Source organism: Flavobacterium sp. IMCC34852 (genome assembly GCF_030643905.1).
Classification (GTDB): domain Bacteria; phylum Bacteroidota; class Bacteroidia; order Flavobacteriales; family Flavobacteriaceae; genus Flavobacterium; species Flavobacterium rivulicola.
In genome coordinates this window covers 3,134,067-3,159,088 of record NZ_CP121446.1, presented here as the reverse complement: position 1 = coordinate 3,159,088, position 25,022 = coordinate 3,134,067, and the positions used below count along the sequence as shown (strand labels likewise).

General features: G+C 37.6%; 18 protein-coding genes. 12 read left to right on the top strand and 6 right to left on the bottom strand.

What is annotated here, in order from left to right:
* The first annotated feature begins 40 nt into the window (after positions 1 to 40).
* From P7V56_RS13675 to P7V56_RS13645, 7 genes are all read left to right on the top strand, one after another.
* Complete coding sequence (locus tag P7V56_RS13675) at positions 41 to 1,465, top strand: hypothetical protein (RefSeq protein WP_171222171.1); 1,425 nt, start codon at positions 41 to 43, stop codon at positions 1,463 to 1,465.
* A 93-nt stretch (positions 1,466 to 1,558) separates the two neighbouring features.
* On the top strand, positions 1,559 to 2,101 hold the full coding sequence (locus P7V56_RS13670; RefSeq protein WP_171222172.1) for a hypothetical protein: 543 nt from the start codon (positions 1,559 to 1,561) through the stop codon (positions 2,099 to 2,101).
* An 89-nt stretch (positions 2,102 to 2,190) separates the two neighbouring features.
* On the top strand, positions 2,191 to 2,472 hold the full coding sequence (locus tag P7V56_RS13665; RefSeq protein WP_171222173.1) for a hypothetical protein: 282 nt from the start codon (positions 2,191 to 2,193) through the stop codon (positions 2,470 to 2,472).
* Positions 2,473 to 2,522: 50 nt separating this feature from the next.
* Positions 2,523 to 4,412, top strand: coding sequence for a tetratricopeptide repeat-containing sensor histidine kinase (locus tag P7V56_RS13660; protein WP_171222174.1), 1,890 nt, complete (start codon positions 2,523 to 2,525; stop codon positions 4,410 to 4,412).
* 9 nt (positions 4,413 to 4,421) lie between these two features.
* On the top strand, positions 4,422 to 6,374 hold the full coding sequence (locus P7V56_RS13655; protein WP_171222175.1) for a tetratricopeptide repeat-containing sensor histidine kinase: 1,953 nt from the start codon (positions 4,422 to 4,424) through the stop codon (positions 6,372 to 6,374).
* Between the two features lie 246 nt (positions 6,375 to 6,620).
* A complete protein-coding gene (locus tag P7V56_RS13650) occupies positions 6,621 to 7,268 on the top strand; it encodes a response regulator transcription factor (protein WP_171222176.1) in 648 nt (215 codons plus the stop codon).
* A 7-nt stretch (positions 7,269 to 7,275) separates the two neighbouring features.
* Positions 7,276 to 8,877 (top strand): hypothetical protein, encoded by a 1,602-nt coding sequence (locus tag P7V56_RS13645; protein ID WP_171222177.1) that lies wholly within the window; start codon positions 7,276 to 7,278, stop codon positions 8,875 to 8,877.
* 29 nt (positions 8,878 to 8,906) lie between these two features.
* Here P7V56_RS13645 and P7V56_RS13640 read toward each other — a convergent pair whose 3' ends face one another.
* The 5 genes from P7V56_RS13640 to P7V56_RS13620 all read right to left on the bottom strand — a co-directional run bounded on the left by P7V56_RS13640 (position 8,907) and on the right by P7V56_RS13620 (position 14,288).
* Positions 8,907 to 9,215, bottom strand: coding sequence for a rhodanese-like domain-containing protein (locus P7V56_RS13640; RefSeq protein ID WP_171222178.1), 309 nt, complete (start codon positions 9,213 to 9,215; stop codon positions 8,907 to 8,909).
* 62 nt (positions 9,216 to 9,277) lie between these two features.
* The gene (locus tag P7V56_RS13635) at positions 9,278 to 11,041 is read right to left on the bottom strand and encodes an aromatic amino acid hydroxylase (protein WP_171222179.1); all 1,764 of its coding nucleotides are present in this window, start codon (positions 11,039 to 11,041) and stop codon (positions 9,278 to 9,280) included.
* A 339-nt stretch (positions 11,042 to 11,380) separates the two neighbouring features.
* Positions 11,381 to 11,914 carry a DUF4136 domain-containing protein gene (locus tag P7V56_RS13630; protein ID WP_171222180.1) on the bottom strand — a complete coding sequence of 178 codons (534 nt, stop codon included), beginning with the start codon at positions 11,912 to 11,914 and terminating at the stop codon, positions 11,381 to 11,383.
* A gap of 85 nt (positions 11,915 to 11,999) precedes the next feature.
* Entirely contained in the window at positions 12,000 to 13,982 is a 1,983-nt protein-coding gene (gene hutU / locus P7V56_RS13625) for a urocanate hydratase (protein ID WP_171222181.1), read from the bottom strand.
* Positions 13,983 to 14,105: 123 nt separating this feature from the next.
* Positions 14,106 to 14,288, bottom strand: a complete 183-nt coding sequence (locus tag P7V56_RS13620) for a C1orf53 family protein (RefSeq protein ID WP_171222182.1) — start codon at positions 14,286 to 14,288, stop codon at positions 14,106 to 14,108.
* 28 nt (positions 14,289 to 14,316) lie between these two features.
* Between P7V56_RS13620 and P7V56_RS13615 the strand changes: the two genes are divergently transcribed.
* Positions 14,317 to 14,643, top strand: coding sequence for a hypothetical protein (locus tag P7V56_RS13615; protein ID WP_171222183.1), 327 nt, complete (start codon positions 14,317 to 14,319; stop codon positions 14,641 to 14,643).
* Here the strand turns inward: P7V56_RS13615 and P7V56_RS13610 are convergent, their stop codons facing one another.
* Entirely contained in the window at positions 14,644 to 19,593 is a 4,950-nt protein-coding gene (locus P7V56_RS13610) for a RemA C-terminal-like gliding motility protein (protein ID WP_171222184.1), read from the bottom strand.
* A gap of 404 nt (positions 19,594 to 19,997) precedes the next feature.
* On the opposite strand from P7V56_RS13610, the gene P7V56_RS13605 reads away from it, so the two are divergent.
* The 4 genes from P7V56_RS13605 to hemL all read left to right on the top strand — a co-directional run bounded on the left by P7V56_RS13605 (position 19,998) and on the right by hemL (position 24,983).
* A complete protein-coding gene (locus tag P7V56_RS13605) occupies positions 19,998 to 21,794 on the top strand; it encodes a T9SS type A sorting domain-containing protein (RefSeq protein WP_171222185.1) in 1,797 nt (598 codons plus the stop codon).
* An 89-nt stretch (positions 21,795 to 21,883) separates the two neighbouring features.
* Complete coding sequence (locus P7V56_RS13600) at positions 21,884 to 22,777, top strand: 1-aminocyclopropane-1-carboxylate deaminase/D-cysteine desulfhydrase (RefSeq protein WP_171222328.1); 894 nt, start codon at positions 21,884 to 21,886, stop codon at positions 22,775 to 22,777.
* Positions 22,770 to 23,672, top strand: a complete 903-nt coding sequence (locus P7V56_RS13595; protein ID WP_171222186.1) for a glucosaminidase domain-containing protein — start codon at positions 22,770 to 22,772, stop codon at positions 23,670 to 23,672. Before P7V56_RS13600 ends, P7V56_RS13595 begins: the two co-directional genes overlap by 8 nt.
* Positions 23,673 to 23,696: 24 nt before the next feature.
* Positions 23,697 to 24,983, top strand: a complete 1,287-nt coding sequence (gene hemL, locus P7V56_RS13590) for a glutamate-1-semialdehyde 2,1-aminomutase (RefSeq protein WP_171222187.1) — start codon at positions 23,697 to 23,699, stop codon at positions 24,981 to 24,983.
* The last annotated feature ends 39 nt before the right edge of the window (positions 24,984 to 25,022 follow it).

The following is a 25,022-nucleotide window of genomic DNA, read 5'->3' as shown; positions in this document are numbered from 1 at the left end:
CTGCAAGCAATTGCAGTCCTTTTTTTTAACCATTATTAATATGAAAAAAGCAGCACTGTTTTGTACCACACTTTTTATTTTTTTCTCTGTCAACGGACAGCAAGTGCAATGGGCCAATAAACTGATTAAATTTTCTTCCGATTTGGGCGGAAAACAACACGGCATCAAAAGAATATTGGGTAAACCCGATGTTTATCCGCAAGGTGGCAGTAGCCCGAATGCCTGGACACCTAAAAAGGCTTTGGATGGATATGAATGGGTAGAAGTGGGTTTCGAAAAACCACAAACCGTAAAACAAGTAGCCATTTTTGAAAACCTGAATGCCGGTTGTGTGGTTCGCATTGCGGTGGATAAAGGTAATGGTAAATATGAAACAGTTTGGGGCAGAAAAAAGGATTATAAGACACCCACTTTCAAAGCTACTATTCCGGCAGATAGGAATTATTATTTCAAACGCAAACGAAGAAAGATTCAGGATAGTCCTGATGTGGTCAATCCGGGTGTAGAATATGCTATTTTAGATGAAGCTGTTTCTGGCGTTGTAGCAGTGAGAGTTGAATTTAATTTTGCTTTGCTTCCCGGACAAAAAGAAGTCGATGCCATTGGAATATCTGATTCAGAAACGCCAATTCAACCTGTAGTTAATACAACAACCGCTTTTGAAAATCTTTCTTTAGCTCAAACCCTTACATTTCCGGGGATAGAACCTTCAAGTTGTACAGTTTCGGCTGATGGGAATAAATTTTTTGTCACCGCAATAAATGACATCAAGAATGAAATATATTCTTTTACCAAAGATGCTGCGGGAAAATGGTCCAATAAAAAAAATGAGTCAGCACTTAATACCAATGACAGATACAATCATGTTAGATGTATAGGAAGTAATTTTATGTTGAAAGGCGGCGTTCCGCATGCTCCGGGAACGACCGAATCCGGATTTGAATTATTCGCCGTGAATAAGGAGGATTATCAAAATTTAGGACACCTAAAAGTGGCCGCTTACAATAATTATGATGATACTGCTGAAGCCTTCCTAACTGCAGATAGAAAGATTTTGATTATGGGTATAGAAACCGACTTTTCTCTGGGCGGAAGCGATTTGTATTTTGCCCAACAAAAAGAGGACGGTACTTATGGGTTTCTGCAAAATATGGGTAAGGTAATTAATTCAGCGGCAGAGGAAGGAATGTGTCAATTGCTGTCTGATAACAAAACAATGTTGTTTAGCAGTAACGGATTTAGTGCTTTTGGCAGTTATGATATTTTTGTTTCTTATCGATTAGATGATACTTGGAAAAACTGGTCAGAACCTATAAATCTGGGTAGTAAAGTTAATTCAACCGACTTTGACGGCTTGCCTTTTTATGATGAAACAAACGAGGTGCTTTACTATATATCCAGTCAAAACGAAACCAATATTTTAAAATTTGTGTCACTTCCGAAAGAATTGCTATTGAGAAAATGATAGAGAAGTATTGTTAAAAATACGACAAATGCCTTATTGATAGTTTTTTAGTTTAATGCAAGATTTGCACTATAACTTAAACCTTTAAATAGTATGAAAACATTAAAACTTTTTGGACTTGTATTAACCACTACATTGTCAACCTTATTTATTTCTTGTAGCAGCGATGGCGGTGATGGCGGCGGTGGATTCAGCGGTCCTTCAACCGGAACTTTTGTAAAAGCTAAAGTTGGCGGAACAAATATCTTAGCAGAAGGCGACTATGCTAACGGCGGCTACAATAGTGGTAATTTAGTTTTGCAAGGGTTTTCCCTTACCGGACAATCTGTAAACATTCAATTGTATGCTTTAGATGGAACTTTAGATGTTGGAACTTATAATGTGAGCTCAACCAACACCGATGATACCTATGTTGGCGGTTTGTCATTAATTGATATCAATTTGGATACGATGAGCAGCTTAACTTACAGCTCTCAAATTTGTGATAATACCAGCGGAACGGTAGAGATTACCTTTGTTGACGCCACTAAAATTGAAGGAACTTTCAGTTTTACAGGTAAAGAAGTCAGAGAAGGTGACGATTGTACAGGCGCTACTAAAAACGTAACTAATGGTTCCTTTAGATTGGAATTATAAATCTAACCCAACACTTTAAGAATACGGCGTATGCCGTATTTTTTTTTGTCTTTTTTTGTTAGAATTTTATCAGCTACATTCAAATAGGTATGACAATTTTTCTGGCGGTTATTTTTTTGGGATTAATAGGATTCATTATTTATCTGTTGCGCAAAATGCTCTCGGAAAGGGATTTGTTTGTGTCAAAAATCAAACCTTTGGAGGCGTTCATGCTTCAGCTTAATGAGGATTGTAAAAAACAATCGCTTCAACTCCAATTGTCAGAAGATTTAAAAATTAAGATGAAAGAAGTCAATACCGTGTTGAATAAAAACATTTTTGAATTGAATTATCAATTGGCAGAAGATTTATATCCAAAAAAAGAAATGTAAACGTTGAAAATTTTAACATTTTTAATACATTTATGCTATACAATCTCTGCATGAAAAATTTTTACTACTTCACAATCATTGTATTGCTGTTTTCGTCAGAGACGAATGCTCAAGATATAAAGAAGACTCTAATCAAAGCATTCACTTCACAGGATTCCTCAGATTACTACTTTAAAATTGCCAAAAAGAATATCAAAACACCGGCTGATGAAGCACAGTATTATTTTTGTAAAAACGCTCGTTGCTGTGATTATAACCAATTAGATAGTTCGATTGTCTATGGGGAACGTGCTGAGAAACTGTTGCTAAATGGGGATGTTAATTCGCTTTTGACTGTTTATAATAACCTTTCCAAGGTCTACAGAAAGCAAGGGCAGTATGATAAAGCCATACAATATTCCCTCAAAGGAATGAGAGTAGCCGAAAAAGAGAAGAATTACAATTGGACCGCTTATTTTAACGCCAACTTATCTTTTATCTATCACGATTTTGAAAGCTACCAAAAAGGCGTCTTCTATGGTAAAAAAGCATTGAAGTATTGGCTAAGTCTTGAAAAGAAAAATCCCGATATGATCAGCAATGCTCTCAATGCTATTGCCATCAATTTTGACGATTGGAACAGACCTGACAGCGCGTTATATTACCACAAAAAAGTCTTTAAATATTACAAAGGCAAAGACACCCTTTACATTGGTGAAACTTATAATAACATCGGGAATACATTATTAAAGCAAAAAAAATACAAAGAAGCCAAAAAATGGATTTCAATTGCCCTTAAAATCAATGATAAAAATTTTACTGACAACAATGGTGTTAAAGATGCTAATTATTACTACGAAAGGGCAACGAATTACACCAACTTGGCGACCATAGCCTACGAATTAGACGATTTTGAAGAAGCCGAAAAGTTGTTTGGAAAAGCTTATTTGTACGCCAAAAAAAGTGATAATGCCGAAAAATTAAGAGATTTTTATTACCAAAGGGCTAAGTTCAATAAGAAGCGAAATAATCTCTCAAAAGCAGTACAAGACCAAGAGAATTATATCAAAATCAGGGATTCGGTTTTTGATGTGGAACGAGCGCAAACCTTTTCCGAATTGGAAGCCAAATACCAAAACGAGAAAAAAGAAAAACAATTATTACAATCAAAATCAGAAATTAGGGAACGCGAAATTGAGATTGAAAATAAAAACACTCAGTTTCTTATATTGGGCTTGATATCATTGGCTTTGCTATGTATTATTTATTTAGTTTACCGCCAACAAAAAATGAAAATCAAACAACAGGAACAAGAGTTTGAACTTAAATCGGCTATTGCCAAAATTGAAACCCAAAATAAATTACAGGAACAAAGACTTGCCATTTCCAGAGATTTACACGATAATATAGGTTCGCAGCTTACGTTTATTATTTCTTCGGTGGATAATATTAAGTATGCATTTGACATTCAAAACGCCAAGCTCGATCGTAAACTTTCCGGAATTAGTGATTTTGCTAAGGCTACGATTATTGAGCTTCGCGATACGATTTGGGCGATGAATAAAAACCAAATCACCTTTGAAGATTTGCAAACCCGAATTCACAATTTTATAGATAAAGCGAAAGAAGTCAAAAATGAAATTCAATTTAATTTCACTGTCGGCGCCGAATTAAAAGACCTGCAATTTTCCTCTATTGAAGGCATGAATATTTACCGAACCATACAGGAAGCCATCAATAACAGTATCAAGTATGCTGAAGCTAAAAAGATTGATATACAAGTTGAAAAAGTGGCTAATAAAATCCAAATTGCCGTCAGTGATGATGGTAAAGGCTTTGATTTGAATACTGTAGAAAAAGGAAATGGTTTGCTCAATATGCAAAAACGAATCGACGAAATCCATGGAGAACTTGATATTCAAAGTTCAGCCAACGGAACAAAAATCACTATATTGTTGTAAGTTCAGCGTATGAAAAAATCACTACTTTTTCTTTTTTTATTGTTGGTTTCAATACCAACAAAGGCCCAAAATGCCCAAGACATTATCGACGGCTTAAAAAAAGAGTTGAAAGCCAATCCCGATGCCAAAAAAACGGCTTCTATTTACTCAGATTTGACTTGGTACTATTCTAAAATCAATATTGACTCGGCCTTGTATTATGGCGGAAAAGCAACAGTTGAGTCCAAAAAATTGAACGATTCTACTTTAATGGCACAAGTTTACAGCGATATAGGCGCGGTTTATTTTATCAAAGGCGATTTTGTCAATTCTAAATCGAATTATTTATCGGCCTACAAAATCAGAAAGCTCAGAAAGGATGTAAAAGGCCTGGCTAAAATCAATAATAATTTGGCCAATATCTACGAAAAAACACACCAATACAAACAAGCGATGGCGTCTTTTTTGGAAGCGTTAACGTATTTTGAAAGTGTAAAAGATGAAAAAAACACCAGTATCATCAAAGGAAATATTGGGTTGATTCACCTCAAACTTAAAAATTATCCCAAAGCTTTGAAGTACATCAGTGAGGTTATTCAGTACCAGGAAAAGAATGATTTCAAGGAAGAATTGTGTGTGTCTTGTTTGAATCTCGGCAATGTTTATTTGCACATGCAAGACACCATTAATGCGCTTAAATTTTATGATAAAAGTATAAAAGCTTGTACGGCTGTAGGCAATAAAAAAGGGATTTCAAGCGGTTTTAATAACATTGCTTCCATCAAATCGGAACAAAAAAAATCCAAAGATGCTTTGGCGCTTTATCAAAAATCCAAACAAGCTCGCGAAGAGCTGAATTCGGATTTAGACAAAGCCAATTTCGATTTGAATATGGCCATAGAATTGGTAACCAATAAAAAATATATCGAGGCCAAAAAACTTCTGCAGCTAACCCGAACATTTTTTGAACAAACCCAACATCACGAAAAACTTCAGAAAAACTACAAGTCATTAATCAAGGTCTATTCCTATTTGAATCAGCCGGACAGTGTTGATTTTTATGTAGACAAATTGGCGATTTTAGATGAGCAATTATTAGTCAGCAAAGCCGAAAAGCAAACAGCTGAGTTAGAAACCAAATACCAAACCGAGAAAAAAGAAAGACTCATCCAAAAGTCAAAAGCCGAAATTGCCACACGAGAATTGGAAATCAAGAAAAAAGAAACCCAGTTTTTAATTCTGGGTCTTATTTCACTGGCATTACTTGTGATAATTTACTTGGTTTACCGCCAACAAAAACTCAAAAACAAGCAACAAGAACAAGAGTTTGAACTTAAATCGGCCATTGCCAAAATTGAAACCCAAAACAAATTGCAGGAGCAGCGCTTGGCTATTTCAAGAGATTTGCATGATAATATTGGTTCCCAACTCACGTTTATTATTTCTTCAGTTGACAATATTAAATATGCTTTTGATATTCAAAACGCCAAGTTAGATGCTAAATTGTCGGGCATCAGCAATTTCGCCAAATCCACTATTATAGAGCTTCGCGATACGATTTGGGCGATGAATAACAGCGAAATTACTTTTGAAGATTTACAAGCCAGAATTCACAATTTCATCGAGAAAGCAAAAGAAGCAAAAGAAGATGTCTGTTTTAATTTTGAGGTTGATACCTCGCTTAAGAACGTAAAATTTACTTCAGTTGAAGGTATGAATCTTTACCGAACCATACAAGAAGCCGTCAACAATAGTATAAAATATGCCAATCCGAAAAATATAAACATTAACATATCGCCAAATGATAATGCCATCTCAATTACCATTTTTGACGACGGTACCGGATTTGACATAGAGCAAACCGCATTGGGCAACGGCATCCACAATATGCGCAAACGCATAGCTGATACGGGTGGATTATTCCATATTACTTCTGCAAGAGAAACCGGCACAAAAATCAGTATTCAACTGAAAAAGGATTAACTTTTTCAATATACCACTCCGATAAAAATACGTCATTTGACGTATTTTTTTTATCAAAATATTTGGTCAAATTTGGCTAATCAAGTGGTATTGATTTTTACAGAAAAAACACTTAGGTTGTTTTTATTGTTGTCCTTTTCATTTTGGGGTTTATTCAAGCTAAATCACATTTTGAAAAGGACTTTTTTTGTAAATCAGTATGTTACCTCAAAAAAAAGAGTCAAATTTGTTATATAATTTTTAGCCATGTCCACCAAAATAGCCATAGTAGACGATAATGTTTTTTTGCAAAAAGCCGTAGCCGAAAAGTTGTCTTTTTTTGACGATATGGTTTTAAAATTCACTGCCATTGACGGCAATGATTTACAGAAAAAATTAGAAGCCAATAAGTGTATCGATTTAATCTTGATGGATATCGAAATGCCCGTTTGTAACGGAATTGAGGCGACTAAAATCATTAAATCGAAATACCCGCAAATCAAAATCATCATGCTGACCGTTTTTGATAATGATGAAAATATTTTCAATGCCATCAAAGCCGGTGCCGATGGTTATTTGCTTAAAGAAGTCAACCCCAAAGAACTCCACCAGGGCATCATAGAAACTTTAAATGGCGGCGCTGCAATGAATCCTTCCATCGCTTTGAAAACTTTGAAATTGCTCAGAAATCCGGTGAATTTTGAAGAAAAATGCGATGAGGAAATCAAGCTGACCACAAGAGAAGTTGAAGTGCTTGAACAACTCAGCAAAGGTTTAAATTACAACGTCATAGCCGACAATTTATTTTTGTCACCTTCTACAGTCAGAAAACACATTGAGAATATTTATACCAAATTGCAGGTGCACAATAAACTCGAGGCCATTCAAAAAGCCAAGAATAACAATTTGATTTAATTTTTTTATGAGAAAGTACTTTTTGCTAGTTCTCCTAGTTCTAATTTCGTTTACCTCAAAAGCTCAATACGGTGATGCTTACCACAAACCTGATGCTTATCGACTTGAACAAATGCGTCAAGACCGAATGAATCAAAATGATGCGGCACATAGAGCCAATATGAATTCAAATTCAAATTCGGGTTCAGGTGTTAAGGGAAATTATGGAAACGGAAATAATTACTCGTATGAAAAAACGGCTCGAGAAAGAGCTGAAAAAGCCGCAGCGGAACAAGCCAAAGCAGAAAAAGAAAAAAGAGAACGATTAGAGAAAGAACAACAGCAAAAAGCAGATTGGCAAGAATATTATCAGGTTTATAAATATTACAGGTCATTATTGAGTGAAGACCCATTGTCTCCGGGTGAAATTCATGCAGCTCTTCGAGAAGCATTAGGAGAAGGAGATTCAAAATCAGATCCGCATTACAGTAGTTCCCGACAAAAAATTAAAGATGCGGTATTGAATTATGCCAATTATGTATCTCTGTTTTCTGAGAAAGAAAGCACAGCAACATATGATGAACTAATTTACTATGCTTTAAAATCGACATTCTATCCCGTTTCTGCCTTGAAAAATTTTGAAAAACTCCAACAACGTTTTCCCGAGAAAGCAGAAGAAGTGGATCAACTCATTTTAACCCAATTAATCCCTGTCTTTTTTAATGGTTTCCATGATGAAAAAGAAGGAGTACACTTCAATACTTATATTCATTTAAGTTTTTATAAAGAAGACAATCTTTTTTTGGATAAATATTTAGAATTAGAAAAAAAGTATCCGGCATTGACGATGAAAGTGAATGAAATTATAACTACTGAAAATACTCCTTTTGTTCGTTTAGCACAACGTGCAAATTCAAAATCTAATCCGCAAGAAGCCCAAGGTTATGCTCTGAAACAATTAAATGTTCAATGTGTGTCTCCTTTTTCTAAAAATGCTTACGCCCGAAAACCAAACTATTATCTCTATTTAAATTTTTATGGTGACGATGGAGGAGAACTCCGAAAATTTGAAGCCGAAGATTGGATGTATTATGCCAAAAGACAAGATATTTCAGTTTTTAAATTATTAAAATATTTAGGCTTCATTGAAAATACGGTTGATGAGTGTGAAAGATATCTAGGGAATTGCGAAAAATTGAGTTGTGATGGTTGTCATCGTTACAAAAAAAGTGACGGCTTTAAAATAAAAAGCAGTGATTTTAACTACAATGCAAAAGAAATTATAACAGCATGTGCAAAGTTAAATGAGCCATCAGCTTTAAATATGTATGGCCTAATGATTGCCGCCGGGATTATCAAAGAAGATAAAATAAAATGCTTGGAATATTTTAAAAAAGCAGCCGAATTAGGTGATTACAATGGCGCCTTAAACTATAAAATGGCTGGTGCATGGAATTTAAAAGGCTATAAATTATCTGACTATGAAGATGCAGAACTGGTGCTGGCTAATTTTAAAATGGATCCTACAAAAAAAGAAGAATATTACAAAGAGTTTAATTTAATGCTATGGGATATGTATATGAACCATAGTTATTCAATAGAAAATTATACAAAGAAGTGGAATAAATAAAAAAGTCCCGAATTTTCGGGACTTTTTTATTATAACTTACCTTCCAAACTTTGCCAACCACCACCATTAATTACTTCGATGCCTGCTGATTTTAAAACAGAAGCCGCTTGAGCACTTCTCATACCGGAGCGACAACAAACGATTACCGGTTTGTCTAGTTTTTTGATTTCGTTTACTTTGCCGTTAATGGTATCTAACGGAATATTTTTAGAGCCTTTGATGTGTCCATCTCTGAATTCACCAACGGTTCTTACATCAATAATAACAGCGCCTTTGTTTATAAAATCTTTTATGCTTTCAGATTTACTGCCTAAACCTAACATGTCTAATAATCCCATAATTGTAATTTTTTCAGCAAAGATATTGGGTAATGGATTGGCTCGCAGTAACAAAGGTTACATTAGTGCGGTAAACTTACTTTTTCCAAAAACAAGCCCAATCCACCCGAAATCAAATGCGCAATTTCTGGACGGTTTTGTTTGAGTTTTTCCAAATGAATTAAAACGTTATGCAAGAGTTCGGTGTTCCCGGTTTTATCACAAAGTTCTGCTATTTCTAAAGAAAGCAACCAATCTTTCGGATGTTTGCTTTGGACTAAATCAAAAGTATTTTCAATAGAAATCACTGCAGGTTTGCCTTCGCGGATGTTCCGGATGTTGAGGTACAAGCCTTCTAATTCTTCTCGTTCTGCCGATTTTTTGGCTTTAATCGTGTGACTTGACGGTACGTGGTTAATCATGTCAAAACTATTTACGTCGGCCGGACCTGAAAAAGCGGAAATCACTTTTTTACCCACAGCCATATCATAAGTTCCCCATTCCGGTTGGAATAATATGGTGTCGTTGTGGGTTACCGTACAGTTTTTAAAACTGATGATGATAATTTCGCCTTGCAAATTTCTCGAACCGGTAATGATTTCTCCGGTAACGGTAACATTTCCTTCAAACTCTAAAGTCACTTTTTCAGCCTCATAAATATCATACGCTCTCAAATCTCTCGGACTCATATCTTCAATCGCTAAGTTGATGCCTTTGAGTTTTCCAATCGGAGAACCAAATCCTTCGGCGTGGTATTGTGTTCCGTGACCTACCAATTCTTTTTCGCGGTAAGACAAAGCGGTTTTGCCGGTAGTTTGAACATAAACCGGTTTGCCTTCGTGTTCAATTACGTTGGTAAACAAACCAGAAATCTGAATTCCTGTACTTAGCTCTATAGTTCCTAAAGCTTTAGAATTAATCAACTTTTGAATCCCCGATAAGCCACCGGTGCGCAAAGCCATGGTGTTGGCAAACTCTTCTAAAACCAAACTCAAATGAGCAAAATCTGGAGTTACATACAACTGTGGTTGCGGTTTGGTGATGTCAAAACTTTGATCTGCCGCTGAAATGTCATAAGGGATTTTCTTTACGTTATCCGTCATGCACCAAGCACTTTCTCCAATGGAAGAAAGCAATCCTGCACCATATATTTTTGGGTTTTCAATAGTTCCGATTAAGCCATATTCCACTGTCCACCAATGCAAGTTTCTGATGCGGGACATTTCAGAGAGTTCTCCCATATTGTTTTGCAGAAATTCGACTTGGTCTTCGGCTTTCTTGATTTCTTCTTCAGGTGTGCCTTCCGCTTCTTTTAGGATAGATAGCAAACGAATCGCTTCATACATTTCATAATCGCGCGAAGACGAAATGGCTTTGCAACCAATTTCTCCAAAACGGCGCAAATATTCCGCATATTCCGGATTGGCAATGATAGGAGCGTGGCCGGCACCTTCGTGAATGATGTCCGGAGCCGGAGTGTATTCAATGTGTTCTAACTGACGAATGTCGGAAGCAATTACTAAAACATTGTAAGCCTGGAATTCCATAAAAGCATTGGGCGGTATAAATCCGTCTACAGCTACGGCAGCCCAACCGATTTCTTTCAAAATACGGTTCATGCCATACATGTTCGGAATATTATCCACTTCCAATCCGGTTTTTTTCAAGCCTTCGAGGTAGGATTCGTGGGCAACTTTTGAAAGATAATCCACATTTTTACGCATCACATAACGCCAAACAGCCTGATTAATCGGAGTGTAATCGTCGTAATCCTGCGGTTTGATAAACTGCTTTAAGTGCTTGGGTAATCTGTCAATCAAAGGGTTGCTTTCAAAATGGGCTTCCATAAATCTGGTTTTGTTGTGTTCGTAAATTTACAAATCTTAGGACAAACAACTGTGATAAAAATCATAAAAAAACTTTGAACAGATTTATTTTTAGGAGCTGTTTCCGGCTTTCCGTTATATCTTTTTCTTTTGCAAAGAAAAAGGATGCCACTACAATCCGGGCTAAAATATATTTTCGTTTCTATTAAATCTTTTAACTTTAAATGTGGTTGTGATCTACCTGACAGCCACTGGCTGTCCTCCTTTTAATTTCAAATGGGCTAGGTTAACAGCAAAAAAAACCGTAACAGCTCGGTTACGGTTTATATCTTAATCTGCCAACTGAATATTGAACACTGCCTACTTCTTCTGCGGTGGATATTGCTCTAATATTTTGGTCACAAATTCTTTAATAACTTCGTCTTTTTTATGGGTGTCTTTGGTTAAAACGCCTTCGCCTTCGCCTTGCCAAATCAGTTCTTTTTTCTTGGCATCAATAATATCGATGTACAAAGTGCCTTCGGTATGACGGGAAACAGAAGTATTGCCGCCCCACAAATAAGGATTCCAACCCCAGCCCCAGCCATAACCCCAACCGGCGTTGAATTGGTTCACATTGACTTCTTCTCTTTCTTTAGTAAAAAAAGAAATCAATAAATCGGAATTATCACTTTTGGTAAAGCCTTTAGCAGTCATAGTTTCGTCAATAGAACGCAAAATTCGCTTTTTGTCTAAATCGGAAATTTCGGCTTTGTCAATACCGGTTTTGTGGAAAGCATAGGTTTTATAGGCTGCAAAATCTACTTGCTTGTCGTAATCAGAGTTCACTCTAACCGAACTGCATGCGGCTACTACAAAAAGTAAAAATAAAGGTAAAATTTTAGTTGTTTTCATATTTCATTTTTTTTGATTGTTAGACTTCTTAGATTGTTAGATTTGGAATTCATAACGATTATTTTGTCTAAGTCAGTCTAATAATCTAAAATTCTAACAATCCATCATCAACTATATTAGGGATGGTAACTTTTAATAAAGGTTGCGTGGCCATGGCTCTTTTTATAGCGAAAATGGCACCTTCATTTCGGGCCCAACTTCTTCTTGAAATACCGTTGTTTACATCCCAGAAAAGCATTGATTCTAAGCGTCTTGACGCTGCTTTTGAACCATCAAGAACCATACCAAAACCGCCGTTAATTACTTCGCCCCAACCAACACCACCGCCATTGTGAATGGATACCCAAGTCGCGCCGCGGAAACTGTCACCAATAACGTTGTGAATGGCCATATCGGCAGTAAAACGGGAACCGTCGTAGATATTTGAAGTTTCACGATAAGGCGAATCCGTTCCGGAAACGTCGTGGTGATCGCGACCTAAAATAACATAGCCAATTTCGCCACGGGCAATCGCTTGGTTGAAAGCTTCCGCGATTTTGATTCGACCTTCTGCATCGGCGTAAAGGATTCTGGCTTGTGAACCAACCACTAATTTATTTTCTTGTGCACCTTTAATCCATTGGATGTTGTCGGCCATTTGTTGTTGGATTTCTTCGGGTGAATTTTGCATCATTTCTTCCAAAACCTCACAGGCAATTTGGTCGGTTTTGGCTAAATCTTCTGGATTTCCGGAAGCGCAAACCCAACGGAATGGCCCAAATCCGTAGTCAAAACACATTGGTCCCATAATGTCCTGCACATAACTTGGATATTTAAAATCGATGTGGTTTTCGGCCATAATATCAGCGCCGGCGCGAGAAGCTTCGAGTAAGAATGCATTTCCGTAATCAAAGAAGTAAGTGCCTTTGGCGGTGTGTTTGTTAATGGCTGCCGCATGACGACGCAAGGTTTTCTGCACTTCCTCTTTGAATTTCTCCGGATTATTTGCCATTAGCTCATTAGATTCTTCGAAAGTATGACCTATCGGATAGTAACCACCAGCCCAAGGATTGTGTAGCGAAGTTTGGTCGGAACCCAAATCGATATGCAAATTTTCTTGGTCGAATCGTTCCCAAACGTCAACTACATTTCCTAAATAAGCTATAGAAACAACTTCTTGGTTTTCTAAAGCGGTTTTGACTCTTGGGACTAACGCATCGATGTTATCTATAACTTCATTAATCCAACCTTGAGTATGGCGTATGTGGGTAATTTTTGGATTGACTTCGGCACAAACGGTTACGCAACCTGCAATGTTTCCGGCTTTAGGTTGTGCTCCTGACATTCCGCCTAAACCAGAGGTTACGAATAAACCGCCTTTAGGAGATTTTTTTATTTTTCTGAATCCGTTTAGTACTGTAATGGTTGTTCCATGAACAATACCTTGCGGACCGATGTACATATAACTTCCGGCGGTCATTTGCCCGTATTGAGAAACGCCGAGTGCGTTCATTTTTTCCCAATCGTCCGGTTTGGAGTAGTTGGGGATAACCATACCGTTAGTTACGACCACTCTTGGCGCTTCGGGATGCGATGGAAATAAGCCCATTGGGTGTCCGGAATACATGACTAAAGTTTGTTCTTCGGTCATTTCGGCCAAATATTTCATGGTCAAAAGATACTGCGCCCAGTTTTGGAATACAGCTCCGTTTCCTCCGTAGGTAATTAATTCATGCGGATGTTGGGCCACGGCGTAATCCAAATTGTTTTGAATCATGAGCATGATGGCTTTAGCCTGTTCACATTTTCCGGGATAGTCCGAAATTGGACGAGCGTACATTTTATAATCCGGGCGAAGGCGATACATGTAGATGCGACCGTAGGTTTCCAGTTCGGCTTTGAATTCGGGAATTAGAGTAGCGTGGTGTTGCGGTTCGAAATAGCGTAGAGCATTTTTGAGCGCTAATTTTTTCTCGTCTTCGGATAATATTTCTTTGCGTTTGGGCGCGTGATTGATTTCGGGTTCGTAGGGTTTGGGTTGTGGTAAAACCGTTGGGATTCCTTGAAGTATTTGTTGTTGGAAAGTCATGTTTTTAGTTGCTGAGTTTCTATGTTTCTGAGTTTTTATCTTTGGTTCTAAGCTGTTGCGTTAGGGATTGGAGCAAGTACCGTGTACTGCGGAAAGCCCGACCCTTGTGGTAACGCCCTAATTTTATTTTTTTGGTTTAATAGTGCCTGTTTTTTTATCGAATCCGTACGGACAGTGACGGCAACCGCTTCGGCAGCAATAGCCGCGTTTTAAGTGGTATTTTTCGGTGAAACATCGGTAACCTTCGGGCGTTAAGTAATAATCTTCGCCTTCGATTAATTTATTTTCATTATTTTGCTCGTTCATAGGCACAAATTTAAAGACTTTATCAGTAATGATACTAATCGTTTCGAAATATTTAATTCCGAAAGGCTACAGAGGATTGACTGTATTTCCGTTTGTGGTTTTGAAATCTAATCAAAATAAAAGTGATTCGGTTTTGATTAATCACGAAAAAATTCATTTGCGCCAGCAATTGGAGTTGTTGATTTTGCCTTTTTTTATTTGGTATGGCATAGAGTTTTTGGTGCGATGGTTGAAGTGCCAAGATAGAAATTTGGCTTATCGTAAAATTTCATTTGAGCAAGAAGCCTATGCCAATGAAAAAGACCTTCACTATTTAAAGCAAAGGTCTTTTGGGATGTTTTTAAAATATCTTTAATTAATAAATCACTTTTCGGATTACGGTTTCTCCGGTTTGTAATTTTATTTTCAATAAAAGACCGGCGTTATTTTTTCTAAGATTAGAAAGCGTAAAGAAATTAGTGTTGATGTTAAAATAACTATCTAGTTTTTGGCCTAAAACATTGTAGACGATTATGGATTCCATTTGAAGACTATTGGAGCTCACTGTAACTTCATCCTTTACAATAACGTTTACTTGGTTGTTACTTGAAAACTCAGAATTGTCTAAAGCATTGTTACGGTAAACTACTTCAAAGCGGTCGTGTATCATGCCGTTGGTTGAGGTGAATTGGTATGGACTTACTTTCAAATCGTGGGTAATATTTAATAAATTATCTTTTAGGTAAATGTTTTGATTGTTTAGAAGACCGTCAATAGCGGCTAGGGCAATAGAGTAATTTCCAGAGCTTGGGATATTAACGCCGATTGGCACTTCGTCATTAACATCAAAAGGTAAAGCTCTTCCTTGAATGGAAAATTTGGCATTGTCCAATAAGGAATAAATGGCGGTTCCGCCTGTGTTTTGCGTGATGCAATCAAAGAAACTGTCGTTACCCATAGTCGCACCTTCAATGTATCCGAACAAAGTTCTGTCGGAATTGTTATTGCTGTCAATGATGTCGAGCCAAATTCTGTTTCTTTCCAAATTTTCAACATTAATACTATTAGAAACATTAGAGTTTGACAATCGGTAGAAAGTACTGTTACTGTAGGTATTGCTTCTTAAGCTATTGGTGAAAGTTATGTTGTCTGTTGCGGCCGGACCGTCAACCATTTGCACAAAAAAGCCTTGACCTGAGCCAATAAACAAATCAGCTCCTGCTGCCGGACAACAACTGGTACCTGTAAAGTTATAAGTCAAATAATCTCCGGGGCTGTAGTTATAAATAAAAGTATTGTAAAACGGACTGGCTATGATGGCCGGTAAAGTGCCGTGTGTCCACAATTTGACATTCCCCATAATTTTGGTGTTGTTGTCAAATAAAAATTGGCTGGCTCTAATGGCTGAAGGATATGGGTTGCCTAACAAATTCCAGTTGTCGCTGTAATTGGTGATTTCTGCACCATTGGTTCCATAGTGAAGCGCTGTATTGGTGTCACTTCCGCGGGCTATTGGGATAGTAATATTTCCGTTATTAGGTACGCCTGTAAAACTGCCGTTTAAAGTTGCCGCTACTGTGGAGCTGAAAGTGCTTGGACCACTGGCTATATATCCTTTTCCGGCAATCATAGTGTCACCTGCAGCGCTTTCCCAATTGCCTTGTCCTCCATTGGTGTTGGCCACAGTGGTGTTCCATTTGTACATGGCCCAAAAGGATAGCGGAGCAGCAATGCTACTTAAACTATAATTGGCTACAGGTGATGACCAATAGACATAATCCAAACTTCTGATGGTAGCATCTCGCTTGTAGATGATATTTCCGGTATTGGTAACATTATTGATTTGGACCAAACTTGCACTATTATTGATTGTAAATGTTCCTGTTGCGGCTACATTTACCCAATCGGTAACGGTAAGGCTGTTGTTTGAATTTATAGTTAAAGTAGCGCCATTTTGAATAGATAACGTACCGGCTAAAGCACTATAATTAGTTCCTGAAATGACAGGATTATTTGCTGTAATAGGGATAATTACACAGTCAGCGCTATTGGGGATGGCAGTGTTGGGAGTCCAATTGTTTGGTTTGTTCCAATCGTTGTCTACTGAGCCGTTCCATACTTTACTGGCGCCAACGGTTACCGTAGTTTCATCGGTTATTTTTAAAGTAGATCCGCCACAAAGCGTATAAGTTACTTCTGCTGTGTAGGTGGTGGTTGTGGTTGGACAAATGTTTAAAGTATTGCTTGTACCCACAACCGTTCCGCTCGTTCCTGAACCTTGGTACCATTTTACGGAGGCAATTGATGTTCCGGATGGCGTAAATCTCCACGCCTCATTGGTAGTTGTCCAGTTCGTGTCTAGTCCGTTTCTGTTTGGTGCCACCACAGCTTGCGTTCCTGTTGCGTTTTGAATACCTACTATGGCATTTCCGCTGTTCCAAGTGGCGCAAACATTTTTTTCTTCAATGTAGACTTCAATGATATTAGTGTTTTCATACAATACAATCATTCCGGTATACAATTGGGCATTACAACTGGAAGAGAACATCGGGATATCATTCCATGAAGCTACTAATGCTCTACAACCTGAAGTTAAGGTGATTAATTCCCAGCCCACTTCACCACCTTTACTTGGATCAATATCATGGTATACTCCAAAAATAGTATTCAAAAACAAGGTGTTGTTCGGAAGATTGTTGGCAAATGACCATCCACTATAACCACCGGGTGTATTATTCGTGAGGTCAAAAGTGATTGTTCCGTTTGAACCTATTAAACATTGGCTGTAATTGGTGCCATAAAAACAGAAATTAAAAGGCAGTGAAACAGTTGGAGACCAAACATCATCCACATTGATACTAACAGAGTTTTGCAAACAACTAAATTGGTATGGTGGATTGTAAGTAATAGGCTGAACAGTATAATTGGTGGTTTGATTTAATTGCAAATAAGTAGCTTCTAAATCAACGCAAGTGGAAGAAATACAGGCGTTAATCGGATTAGGGTCGGCGCCGCTCATTCCTATACCACCTGCAACTATAACCGGACAGTTATCACTTGCTCCTCCGGCTCCTGAACCACCGGTACAGGGAATATTTGAGGTTACACAAATATTAAAAGTACCTTGACCTGAACTACTGCTGTAGCTATACACTCTAACAAAGTAGGTGTTTCCAATAGTCAATCCGGTTAGAACGGTTGATTCATTTGAAGAGATTGTGTCGTCAACGCAACCCAAACTTACTAATGAACCACAATTTCCGCTAAAGGCTTGTATTACCGTGTCAGATAAGCCAGTGGGTGTTGCAGTTACGGTATGAGAATTTGTTATCGCTACAAAACTGTACCAAACATCATCATCAGCAGTGCCGATACAACCGGCTTGAGATTGTGAAGCACCCAAAGTAGTCCCTGAGGTGTTAGTCGTACAAGTGGTTGAAGGGTTAACCGTTAAAGAAATTGCTCCGCTGCAATTATCATTGGTTGGAGGTGTTAGCGGACAGTTCAGAACAAAGCTAACATTTCCGCCTGCTGAACTTTCGGGGTCCAACAAAAGATAGTATTGTATTCCGGCAGTTAAACTGAAATAAGGGCTGTTTGCAGTGCCTGAAATGTCATCAATACAAGTCCAGCCCGAACTGTTACAGCCTGAAGACGCCGGTTTGAATTGGTAATCTATATAAGCAAATGAACTGGTTTGAGAAATAGAATAATTACCGGTTATTGTTGGGGTGAATGTATATATTTGTTCTTGTCCCGAAGTTGTCCAGCCACATGATGAAGTACCATAGGCTCCAATTCCAGCTGCAATAGTTGTATTTGTAGTTGATCCACAAGTACTAATATTCGGAATAGAAGCACAAGGGTCAAAAGGCGTTGTACAAGTTCTGGAAATCGTAAACGTTCCTGTAGTTGTATCTCCAGATAACCAATAGGAAACGTAAACATAATAAGTAACTCCAACTGTAGCTGTAAAGCTGTATGTTTCCGTACCGTTGATGGCACTATCTTCACAAGTAATATTTGTTAAAGCCCCACAAGTTCCACTTGATATTGACATCTCGGCATCAAAGTTAGTGGTGGTTACTGAAATAGTGTTCATATTTCCATCTCCAATAAAAGTATACCATTTGCCATAATTACTCATGGTACAACCGGTATTATGGGTGTAATTTGTACTTCCAACAGTAGTTCCAGCAAGGTTGGTTGTTCCACAGTTTAGTGTTGTTGCATTGGAGCATGGATTGCCTGCGCTAGTGGTAACATTCCCGGTTACATAAGCACTATTACATCCATTACTGGCAAGAATTCTATAATAATAAATTGTTGAGGCGTTCAATCCGGTTAAGCTTAAAGTAACTGTTGGTGCCGATATTGAAAAAGGAGAGCCGGAAATATTAGTGGTGTAACCTGCATCAGTGGTGACTTGTACCGAATAAGTAATGGCATTTGCCGAACCGCCAGTTGGAGCTGCCCAATTCAAAGTAAATCCACTCGAAGTTATACCGGCGGTGGCTACGGAGTTTGGTATGGCCGGACAAGTAACAGCATTACCGGTCAAAGCCCCTGAAGCGTTGTAAACCGGTCCACCTGTACAGGATGTATTGTTATAGGCATAAATAAAATAATAATACTGTGTATTTCCTGTAAGTCCGGTGTCGGTAATTGTTGTTGATGCACCAGATTGGATAAATGTCAAACCAGAGCCTAATGTAGCAATGTTAGCAGCCGAATAAATTGTACCGTCAATAGGTTGGGATGGTGGTGTATTTGTCAAAGAACGTATGACTAAAAAACCATTCGCAGTACCCGAAAAGGTTGCCGGAACCGTAGTTGAAGTGACTGTGCCCAAAGTAAATCCCGAAGCTTGAGCTGCCGGAGCTGTACAAGGTGATGTTGCCGTTACACATATGCTATTTAAAACCATATTGCTCGAACCAACATTTACTACTTTTATGTAATAAATTCCATTGCCTAAAGTTTGATTTATACTTTCAATTTGTGCGCCGTTCGAATTGGTTGCGTTTGCACAATTAATTTGAGATAAACCGGTACAAGATGAGGTCGAAGAAATTAATTGTAAAAAAAGATTTCTATTGTTTGCATCGGCAGTTATGGTTATGTTTTGAGGTCCACTTGAAACAGTAAAAGTAAACCATCCTTCTCTTGCGAAAGTGCCGGGACAAGTCCCTATATTAGGTGAGTCTTGTGTTGTGTCACCAATAGTAACTCCTGACACGCAACTTCCATTAATTGTTAAAGCAGTTGCATTTGAACAACTGGTTCCTTGAGCTTGTATAGTATTAGAAATTAATAAAATAAACAAACATGACAAGGCAGCTAATGCTTTCCTGAGGCGAGGATTTAAATTTATAGAGGGATAATTATTTGTCATTTAACGGTAATGAATAATAAATTGCAGTAATTTTAATATAGTGCAAAATAATAATTATTTCTAAATAGTCTTTAAAAAGCCATAAAAATCTAAGAAATTAACAAACTAATTGTGATAATTCCGGATGATTTAAATAATAATATATAAAAAAAGCAATAGTGATATGGCAATAACTTAGTTTTTAAAATCTTTTCAAATCATAGACGGTTTGTGGGTTGTAGTTTTTTTTGTCATAAGAGGTCTGTATATTCTTGGCATTCAGTGTTTTTTAAAAAAAAGTTATATCTTTATGGCTGTTAAAACTTATTTAGTTGAGTATTTAAGATAATGATATTATGAAGAAGTTAATATTTGTGACCATTTTATTGGTTTGTTCAACTGCTTTGGCACAACTTTATGTTAGCCCGAATAGCTATGTTTTTGTTAAAGAGCAATATGTTTATGTTACTCAAGATGTAAATCTTCAGAATAACGGTAATCTTTTTTTAAGAAACGAAGGTCAGCTTTTGCAAGGAACAGCAGGAGTCTCAACCAATAGAGGCGAGGGTGTTTTGTCAGTTTTTCAAGAAGGAACTTCAGACAATTATGATTACAATTATTGGTGCTCTCCAGTTGGTAATGCCTCAACAGCAGCCGGAAATGAAAATTTCGGAATCACAATGTTAAATATTCCTACGACGGTTTTAAACAGTACACCGGCCACAATTGACTCAGCTACTTATGATGGCGTTTCAGCCAATGGTTCTCTTTCTATAGCTAGTTATTGGATTTGGAGATTTTTAGCCGGAGCCGATTATTCAGAATGGATTCATTCTGCTGCCAATACTGATATTGAAGCCGGACAAGGTTTTACCATGAAAGGAACCAGCGGAACAGATGCTACAAACGTAGGCGAAACAGCGGTCAATAACCCCGGTGGAGCGCAACGTTATGATTTTAGAGGAAAACCTAATGATGGCAATATCACTGTAAATGTTGTCACAGATAATTTAACGTTAACCGGTAATCCATACCCATCAGCATTACATGTGAATGCTTTTTTGTTAGATCCGAGTAATACCGATTGTACCGGAATTGCTTACTATTGGGAACACGATAAAACGGTTAATTCTCATTTGTTATTGGCATATCGTGGTGGATATGGAACTTATGCGCCTATCAGTACCAGCCCAACAGAATACGGTGTTTATGTACCGGCCACGTTTGATTCTTTTAACATTGACGGAACTATAAATACTGTTGGAGCTTCATCAGGATTGTCAATTCAAAGAAAATATGCGCCTATCGGTCAAGGTTTTATGGTGAAAGGTAAAGCTAGCGGAAGTCCGGTTGCAGTGACCTTGAAAAACACTCATAGAGCGTTTTACAAAGAATCCGACCTTTATTCTGAATTTGAAAGAAATGCCAATAATCAAACTCAATCTACTCAAAATCCTGCAGCAAATCAAGTAGCTCAAATTCGTCTCAATACCATAATGAATAACCAATTTACCAGACAAATTGCACTGGTTTTACTGCCAACAGCCACTGACGGAATTGACAGGGGGATTGATGCCAAATCACCGGTTGAAGATGCCATTCCAAATGATGTTTATTTCTTTTTAGATAATGATAAATATGTTATCCAAGGTTTGAGTTTTGATATTGAAAAGAGAATTCCGGTTGGAATAAAAGCCACAGATAACGCCACTTTTAAATTTGACGCTTCTATGGTTGTAAATTTCGATGAATCGCAATCAATATTCATGTATGATGCCCAAGACAATAGCTATCATGACATCAAAAACAGCACCTATGAAGTGGTTTTATCGACAGGAGTTTATAATAATCGCTTCGAAATTACTTTTAAAGACTCCAATTTAGACAGTCAGGATAATATAAAATCGGATTTGGTTATTTTTCAAAATAATACTTCGCAAACGCTTACTGTTTCTAATCCCAATTCATTAGACTTAAAGTCTGTTAAGCTTTTTGATATTGCCGGAAAGCAAATTTTTGACAAACAAAGATTGGGAGTGCGAAACAGCTATGAATTTTCCACCAGTGGTATGGCAGAAGCTGTTTATTTAGTTGAGGTTGTAACCAATGACAATAGGAAAATGGCACAGAAAATAATAGTTTCTAACCATTAAGAAACACTCAAAAGCGATTTTTAAATCGCTTTTTTTATCCCAAGACTGTAGCGTTTCGTACCTTTGCCAAAAGCTTTTTTTTGGATAGCATTAATCAAAAAATCGAAATCGAAAATTCTGATATCACGCTCTATATCAAGCGTGAAGATTTGTTGCATCCCTATATTTCCGGAAATAAATACAGAAAACTGAAATACAATTTGGCGCAAGCCAAAAAAGAAAACAAAAATACTTTACTAACCTTTGGAGGTGCTTTTTCCAATCATATCTTAGCCGTTGCCGCTGCCGGAAAAGAAAACGGTTTCCGAACTATTGGTGTCATCAGAGGAGAAGAATTATGGGATAAGATTGCAGAAAACCCTACTTTACAAAAAGCACAAGACTTCGGAATGGTTTTTGAGTTTGTTTCAAGAACTGTCTATCGCGACAAAAACAGCGCTGATTTCAGCAAGATACTGGAGGAAAAATTTGGTGATTTTTATCGCTTACCCGAAGGAGGAACCAATGATTTAGCCATAAAAGGTTGTGAAGAAATTTTAACCAAAGCGGATGAAAGCTTTGATTATATCTGCTGTGCTATAGGAACCGGCGGTACGATTTCGGGTGTTATTAATTGTTCAAAACATAGTCAACAAGTTTTAGGATTTCCTGCTTTGAAAGGCGATTTTTTAAAAGAAGATATTTGTAAATTTGTTCATAATCAAAATTGGGAATTAGTGACCGAATATCATTTTGGCGGTTATGCCAAAGTGACGCCTGAATTAGTTTATTTTATAAATGATTTTTATCAAAAATACCAAATTCCTTTAGACCCGATTTATACCGGAAAAATGGTTTATGGTGTTTTTGATTTGATTAAAAAAGAGTGGTTTCCGAGGGATTCCAAGATATTGTTAATTCATACCGGCGGATTACAAGGAATTGCAGGAATGAACCAATTGTTAAAACAGAAAAACCAAATCGAAATAAATACCTATGATTAAGAAACTTTTTTTATTGCTGCTTATGATTTTTGTGGCTTCTTGTGGTTCTAACCAATCTGTAGTCAGAACATCTCAGCCCGATCCCAGAAAAACAACAGCTCCCGTTGCACAAAGAGTCAAAAAGCCCATTTTAAGACCCAATCAGTCCAAAAAGCCTGAAGGAGTTGTGCAAGCAACTACCACTTCTTCAACGCAAAACAATGCCTCATCAAGTGAGATTTTAGAAGCCACAACCCGAGTTAAGGTTACTACCGAAATGGTTTTGGCCTATATCGAAAAATACAAAAGTTTGGCCAAAGAAAATATGATCAAAACCGGAATTCCGGCCAGTATAACTTTGGGTCAAGCTATTTTAGAATCCGGTGCCGGAACAGGTCCGCTGAGTATGCAAGCGAACAACCATTTCGGAATTAAATGTCACAAAGAATGGACCGGACCCAGTATTCGTTATACTGATGATGAAGAAAACGAATGTTTTAGAAAATATGACAATCCGAGTGGTTCTTTTCGAGACCATTCTTATTTTTTAACGAGTCGACCAAGATATGCCGAGCTTTTTCAGTTCGGGAAAGATGATTATAAAAGTTGGGCTTACGGTTTAAAAGCAGCCGGTTATGCAACCGACCCAAAATACCCTGAAAAATTAATCGGATTGATTGAACGTTACCAATTGGCAAAATACGATGCCGAAGTTTTGGGGAAAGACTATGTGCCGGTTGTTATTGCCAAAAAAGAGATTGTCTATACTGAAGGCGTTGAAAAATATACCGTTGTCAAAGGAGATACACTATATTCACTGTCTAAAAAGTTCAACATTTCGATAGAAGAATTAAAACGGAAAAATAATTTAACGGATAATTCATTGTCTTTAGGACAAACGATAATCGTTAAGTAGATTCAAAATAAAATTACCTAAAACATGATTTATCAAAGAAGCAGTCAGTTGTTTGCTGAAGCTGAAAAAGTAATACCCGGCGGTGTAAATTCTCCGGTAAGAGCATTTAAAGGAGTTGGCGGAACACCCCTTTTTGCCAAAAGCGCCAAGGGTGCTTACCTCTATGACGAAGACGACAACCGATTGATTGATTATATCAATTCTTGGGGGCCAATGATTTTGGGGCATGCTTATCAACCGGTAGTGGATGCCGTAATTGAAAAAGCCCAAAAAGGAACTTCCTTTGGTATGCCAACGGAATTAGAGACAAAAATCGCGAAATTGGCCATTTCAATGGTGCCTAATATTGACAAAATTCGTTTTGTGAATTCAGGAACAGAAGCTTGTATGAGTGCTATTCGCTTGGCCAGAGGTTATACCAAAAGAGATAAAATCATCAAATTTTCAGGTTGTTATCATGGTCATTCGGATTCGTTCTTAATCGCAGCCGGTAGCGGATTGAGTACTTTTGGCGTACCCAACAGTCCCGGGGTAACTCAAGGAACGGCCAAAGATACTTTGTTGGCCAATTACAATGACATAGAAAATGTGAAGGCTTTATTCGAAGCCAACAAAAACGAAATTGCCGCCATTATCATAGAACCCGTTGCCGGAAATATGGGTTGTGTACCGCCAAAAGAAGGTTTTCTGCAATCGCTTCGGGAAGTTTGTGATGCCAATGGTGCTTTGTTGATTTTTGACGAAGTAATGACCGGTTTTCGCTTGGCCAAAGGCGGAGCACAAGAATTATATGGAGTGACGGCTGATATTGCCTGCTTCGGAAAAGTAATTGGCGGCGGATTGCCCGTTGGTGCGTTTGCAGCGCGTAACGAAATTATGAATTATTTAGCACCATTAGGTCCGGTTTACCAAGCCGGAACTTTGTCAGGAAATCCCTTGGCAATGGCTGCCGGATTGGCAATGTTGGAAGCGTTGAACAATGACGCGGATATTTTCAAAAGATTAGAAGAGAAAACCTTGTATTTGCACAAAGGAATTGACAAAGTTCTAAGAGATAATAATATTGTTTTCACCATCAATAGAGTAGGTTCGATGATTTCAGTTCATTTTGATGCCAATCCGGTGGTTGATTTTCAAACCGCTAAAAACGGCGATAACGATACATTTAAGAAATTCTTCCACGGTTTGTTGAATGAAGGCGTTTATATTGCGCCATCAGCTTATGAAACATGGTTTATTACCGATGCTTTGACCTATGAGGATTTAGATTTTACTGTCAAGGCGATAGATAAAGTGGCTAAAACATTGTAAAATAAAAAAAGTCCTTTCGCTTAGAAAGGACTTTTTTTA

What these genes read in the sequence shown, in the direction of transcription:
- P7V56_RS13655 (WP_171222175.1), top strand. Translation starts at nt 4,422, where the DNA reads ATGAAAAAATCACTACTTTTTCTTTTTTTATTGTTGGTTTCAATACCA.
- P7V56_RS13620 (WP_171222182.1), bottom strand. Translation starts at nt 14,288, where the DNA reads ATGAACGAGCAAAATAATGAAAATAAATTAATCGAAGGCGAAGATTAT.
- P7V56_RS13675 (WP_171222171.1), top strand. Translation starts at nt 41, where the DNA reads ATGAAAAAAGCAGCACTGTTTTGTACCACACTTTTTATTTTTTTCTCT.
- P7V56_RS13615 (WP_171222183.1), top strand. Translation starts at nt 14,317, where the DNA reads ATGATACTAATCGTTTCGAAATATTTAATTCCGAAAGGCTACAGAGGA.
- P7V56_RS13595 (WP_171222186.1), top strand. Translation starts at nt 22,770, where the DNA reads ATGATTAAGAAACTTTTTTTATTGCTGCTTATGATTTTTGTGGCTTCT.
- P7V56_RS13670 (WP_171222172.1), top strand. Translation starts at nt 1,559, where the DNA reads ATGAAAACATTAAAACTTTTTGGACTTGTATTAACCACTACATTGTCA.
- P7V56_RS13640 (WP_171222178.1), bottom strand. Translation starts at nt 9,215, where the DNA reads ATGGGATTATTAGACATGTTAGGTTTAGGCAGTAAATCTGAAAGCATA.
- P7V56_RS13630 (WP_171222180.1), bottom strand. Translation starts at nt 11,914, where the DNA reads ATGAAAACAACTAAAATTTTACCTTTATTTTTACTTTTTGTAGTAGCC.
- P7V56_RS13650 (WP_171222176.1), top strand. Translation starts at nt 6,621, where the DNA reads ATGTCCACCAAAATAGCCATAGTAGACGATAATGTTTTTTTGCAAAAA.
- P7V56_RS13635 (WP_171222179.1), bottom strand. Translation starts at nt 11,041, where the DNA reads ATGGAAGCCCATTTTGAAAGCAACCCTTTGATTGACAGATTACCCAAG.
- hemL (WP_171222187.1), top strand. Translation starts at nt 23,697, where the DNA reads ATGATTTATCAAAGAAGCAGTCAGTTGTTTGCTGAAGCTGAAAAAGTA.
- P7V56_RS13660 (WP_171222174.1), top strand. Translation starts at nt 2,523, where the DNA reads ATGAAAAATTTTTACTACTTCACAATCATTGTATTGCTGTTTTCGTCA.
- P7V56_RS13605 (WP_171222185.1), top strand. Translation starts at nt 19,998, where the DNA reads ATGAAGAAGTTAATATTTGTGACCATTTTATTGGTTTGTTCAACTGCT.
- P7V56_RS13665 (WP_171222173.1), top strand. Translation starts at nt 2,191, where the DNA reads ATGACAATTTTTCTGGCGGTTATTTTTTTGGGATTAATAGGATTCATT.
- P7V56_RS13645 (WP_171222177.1), top strand. Translation starts at nt 7,276, where the DNA reads ATGAGAAAGTACTTTTTGCTAGTTCTCCTAGTTCTAATTTCGTTTACC.
- hutU (WP_171222181.1), bottom strand. Translation starts at nt 13,982, where the DNA reads ATGACTTTCCAACAACAAATACTTCAAGGAATCCCAACGGTTTTACCA.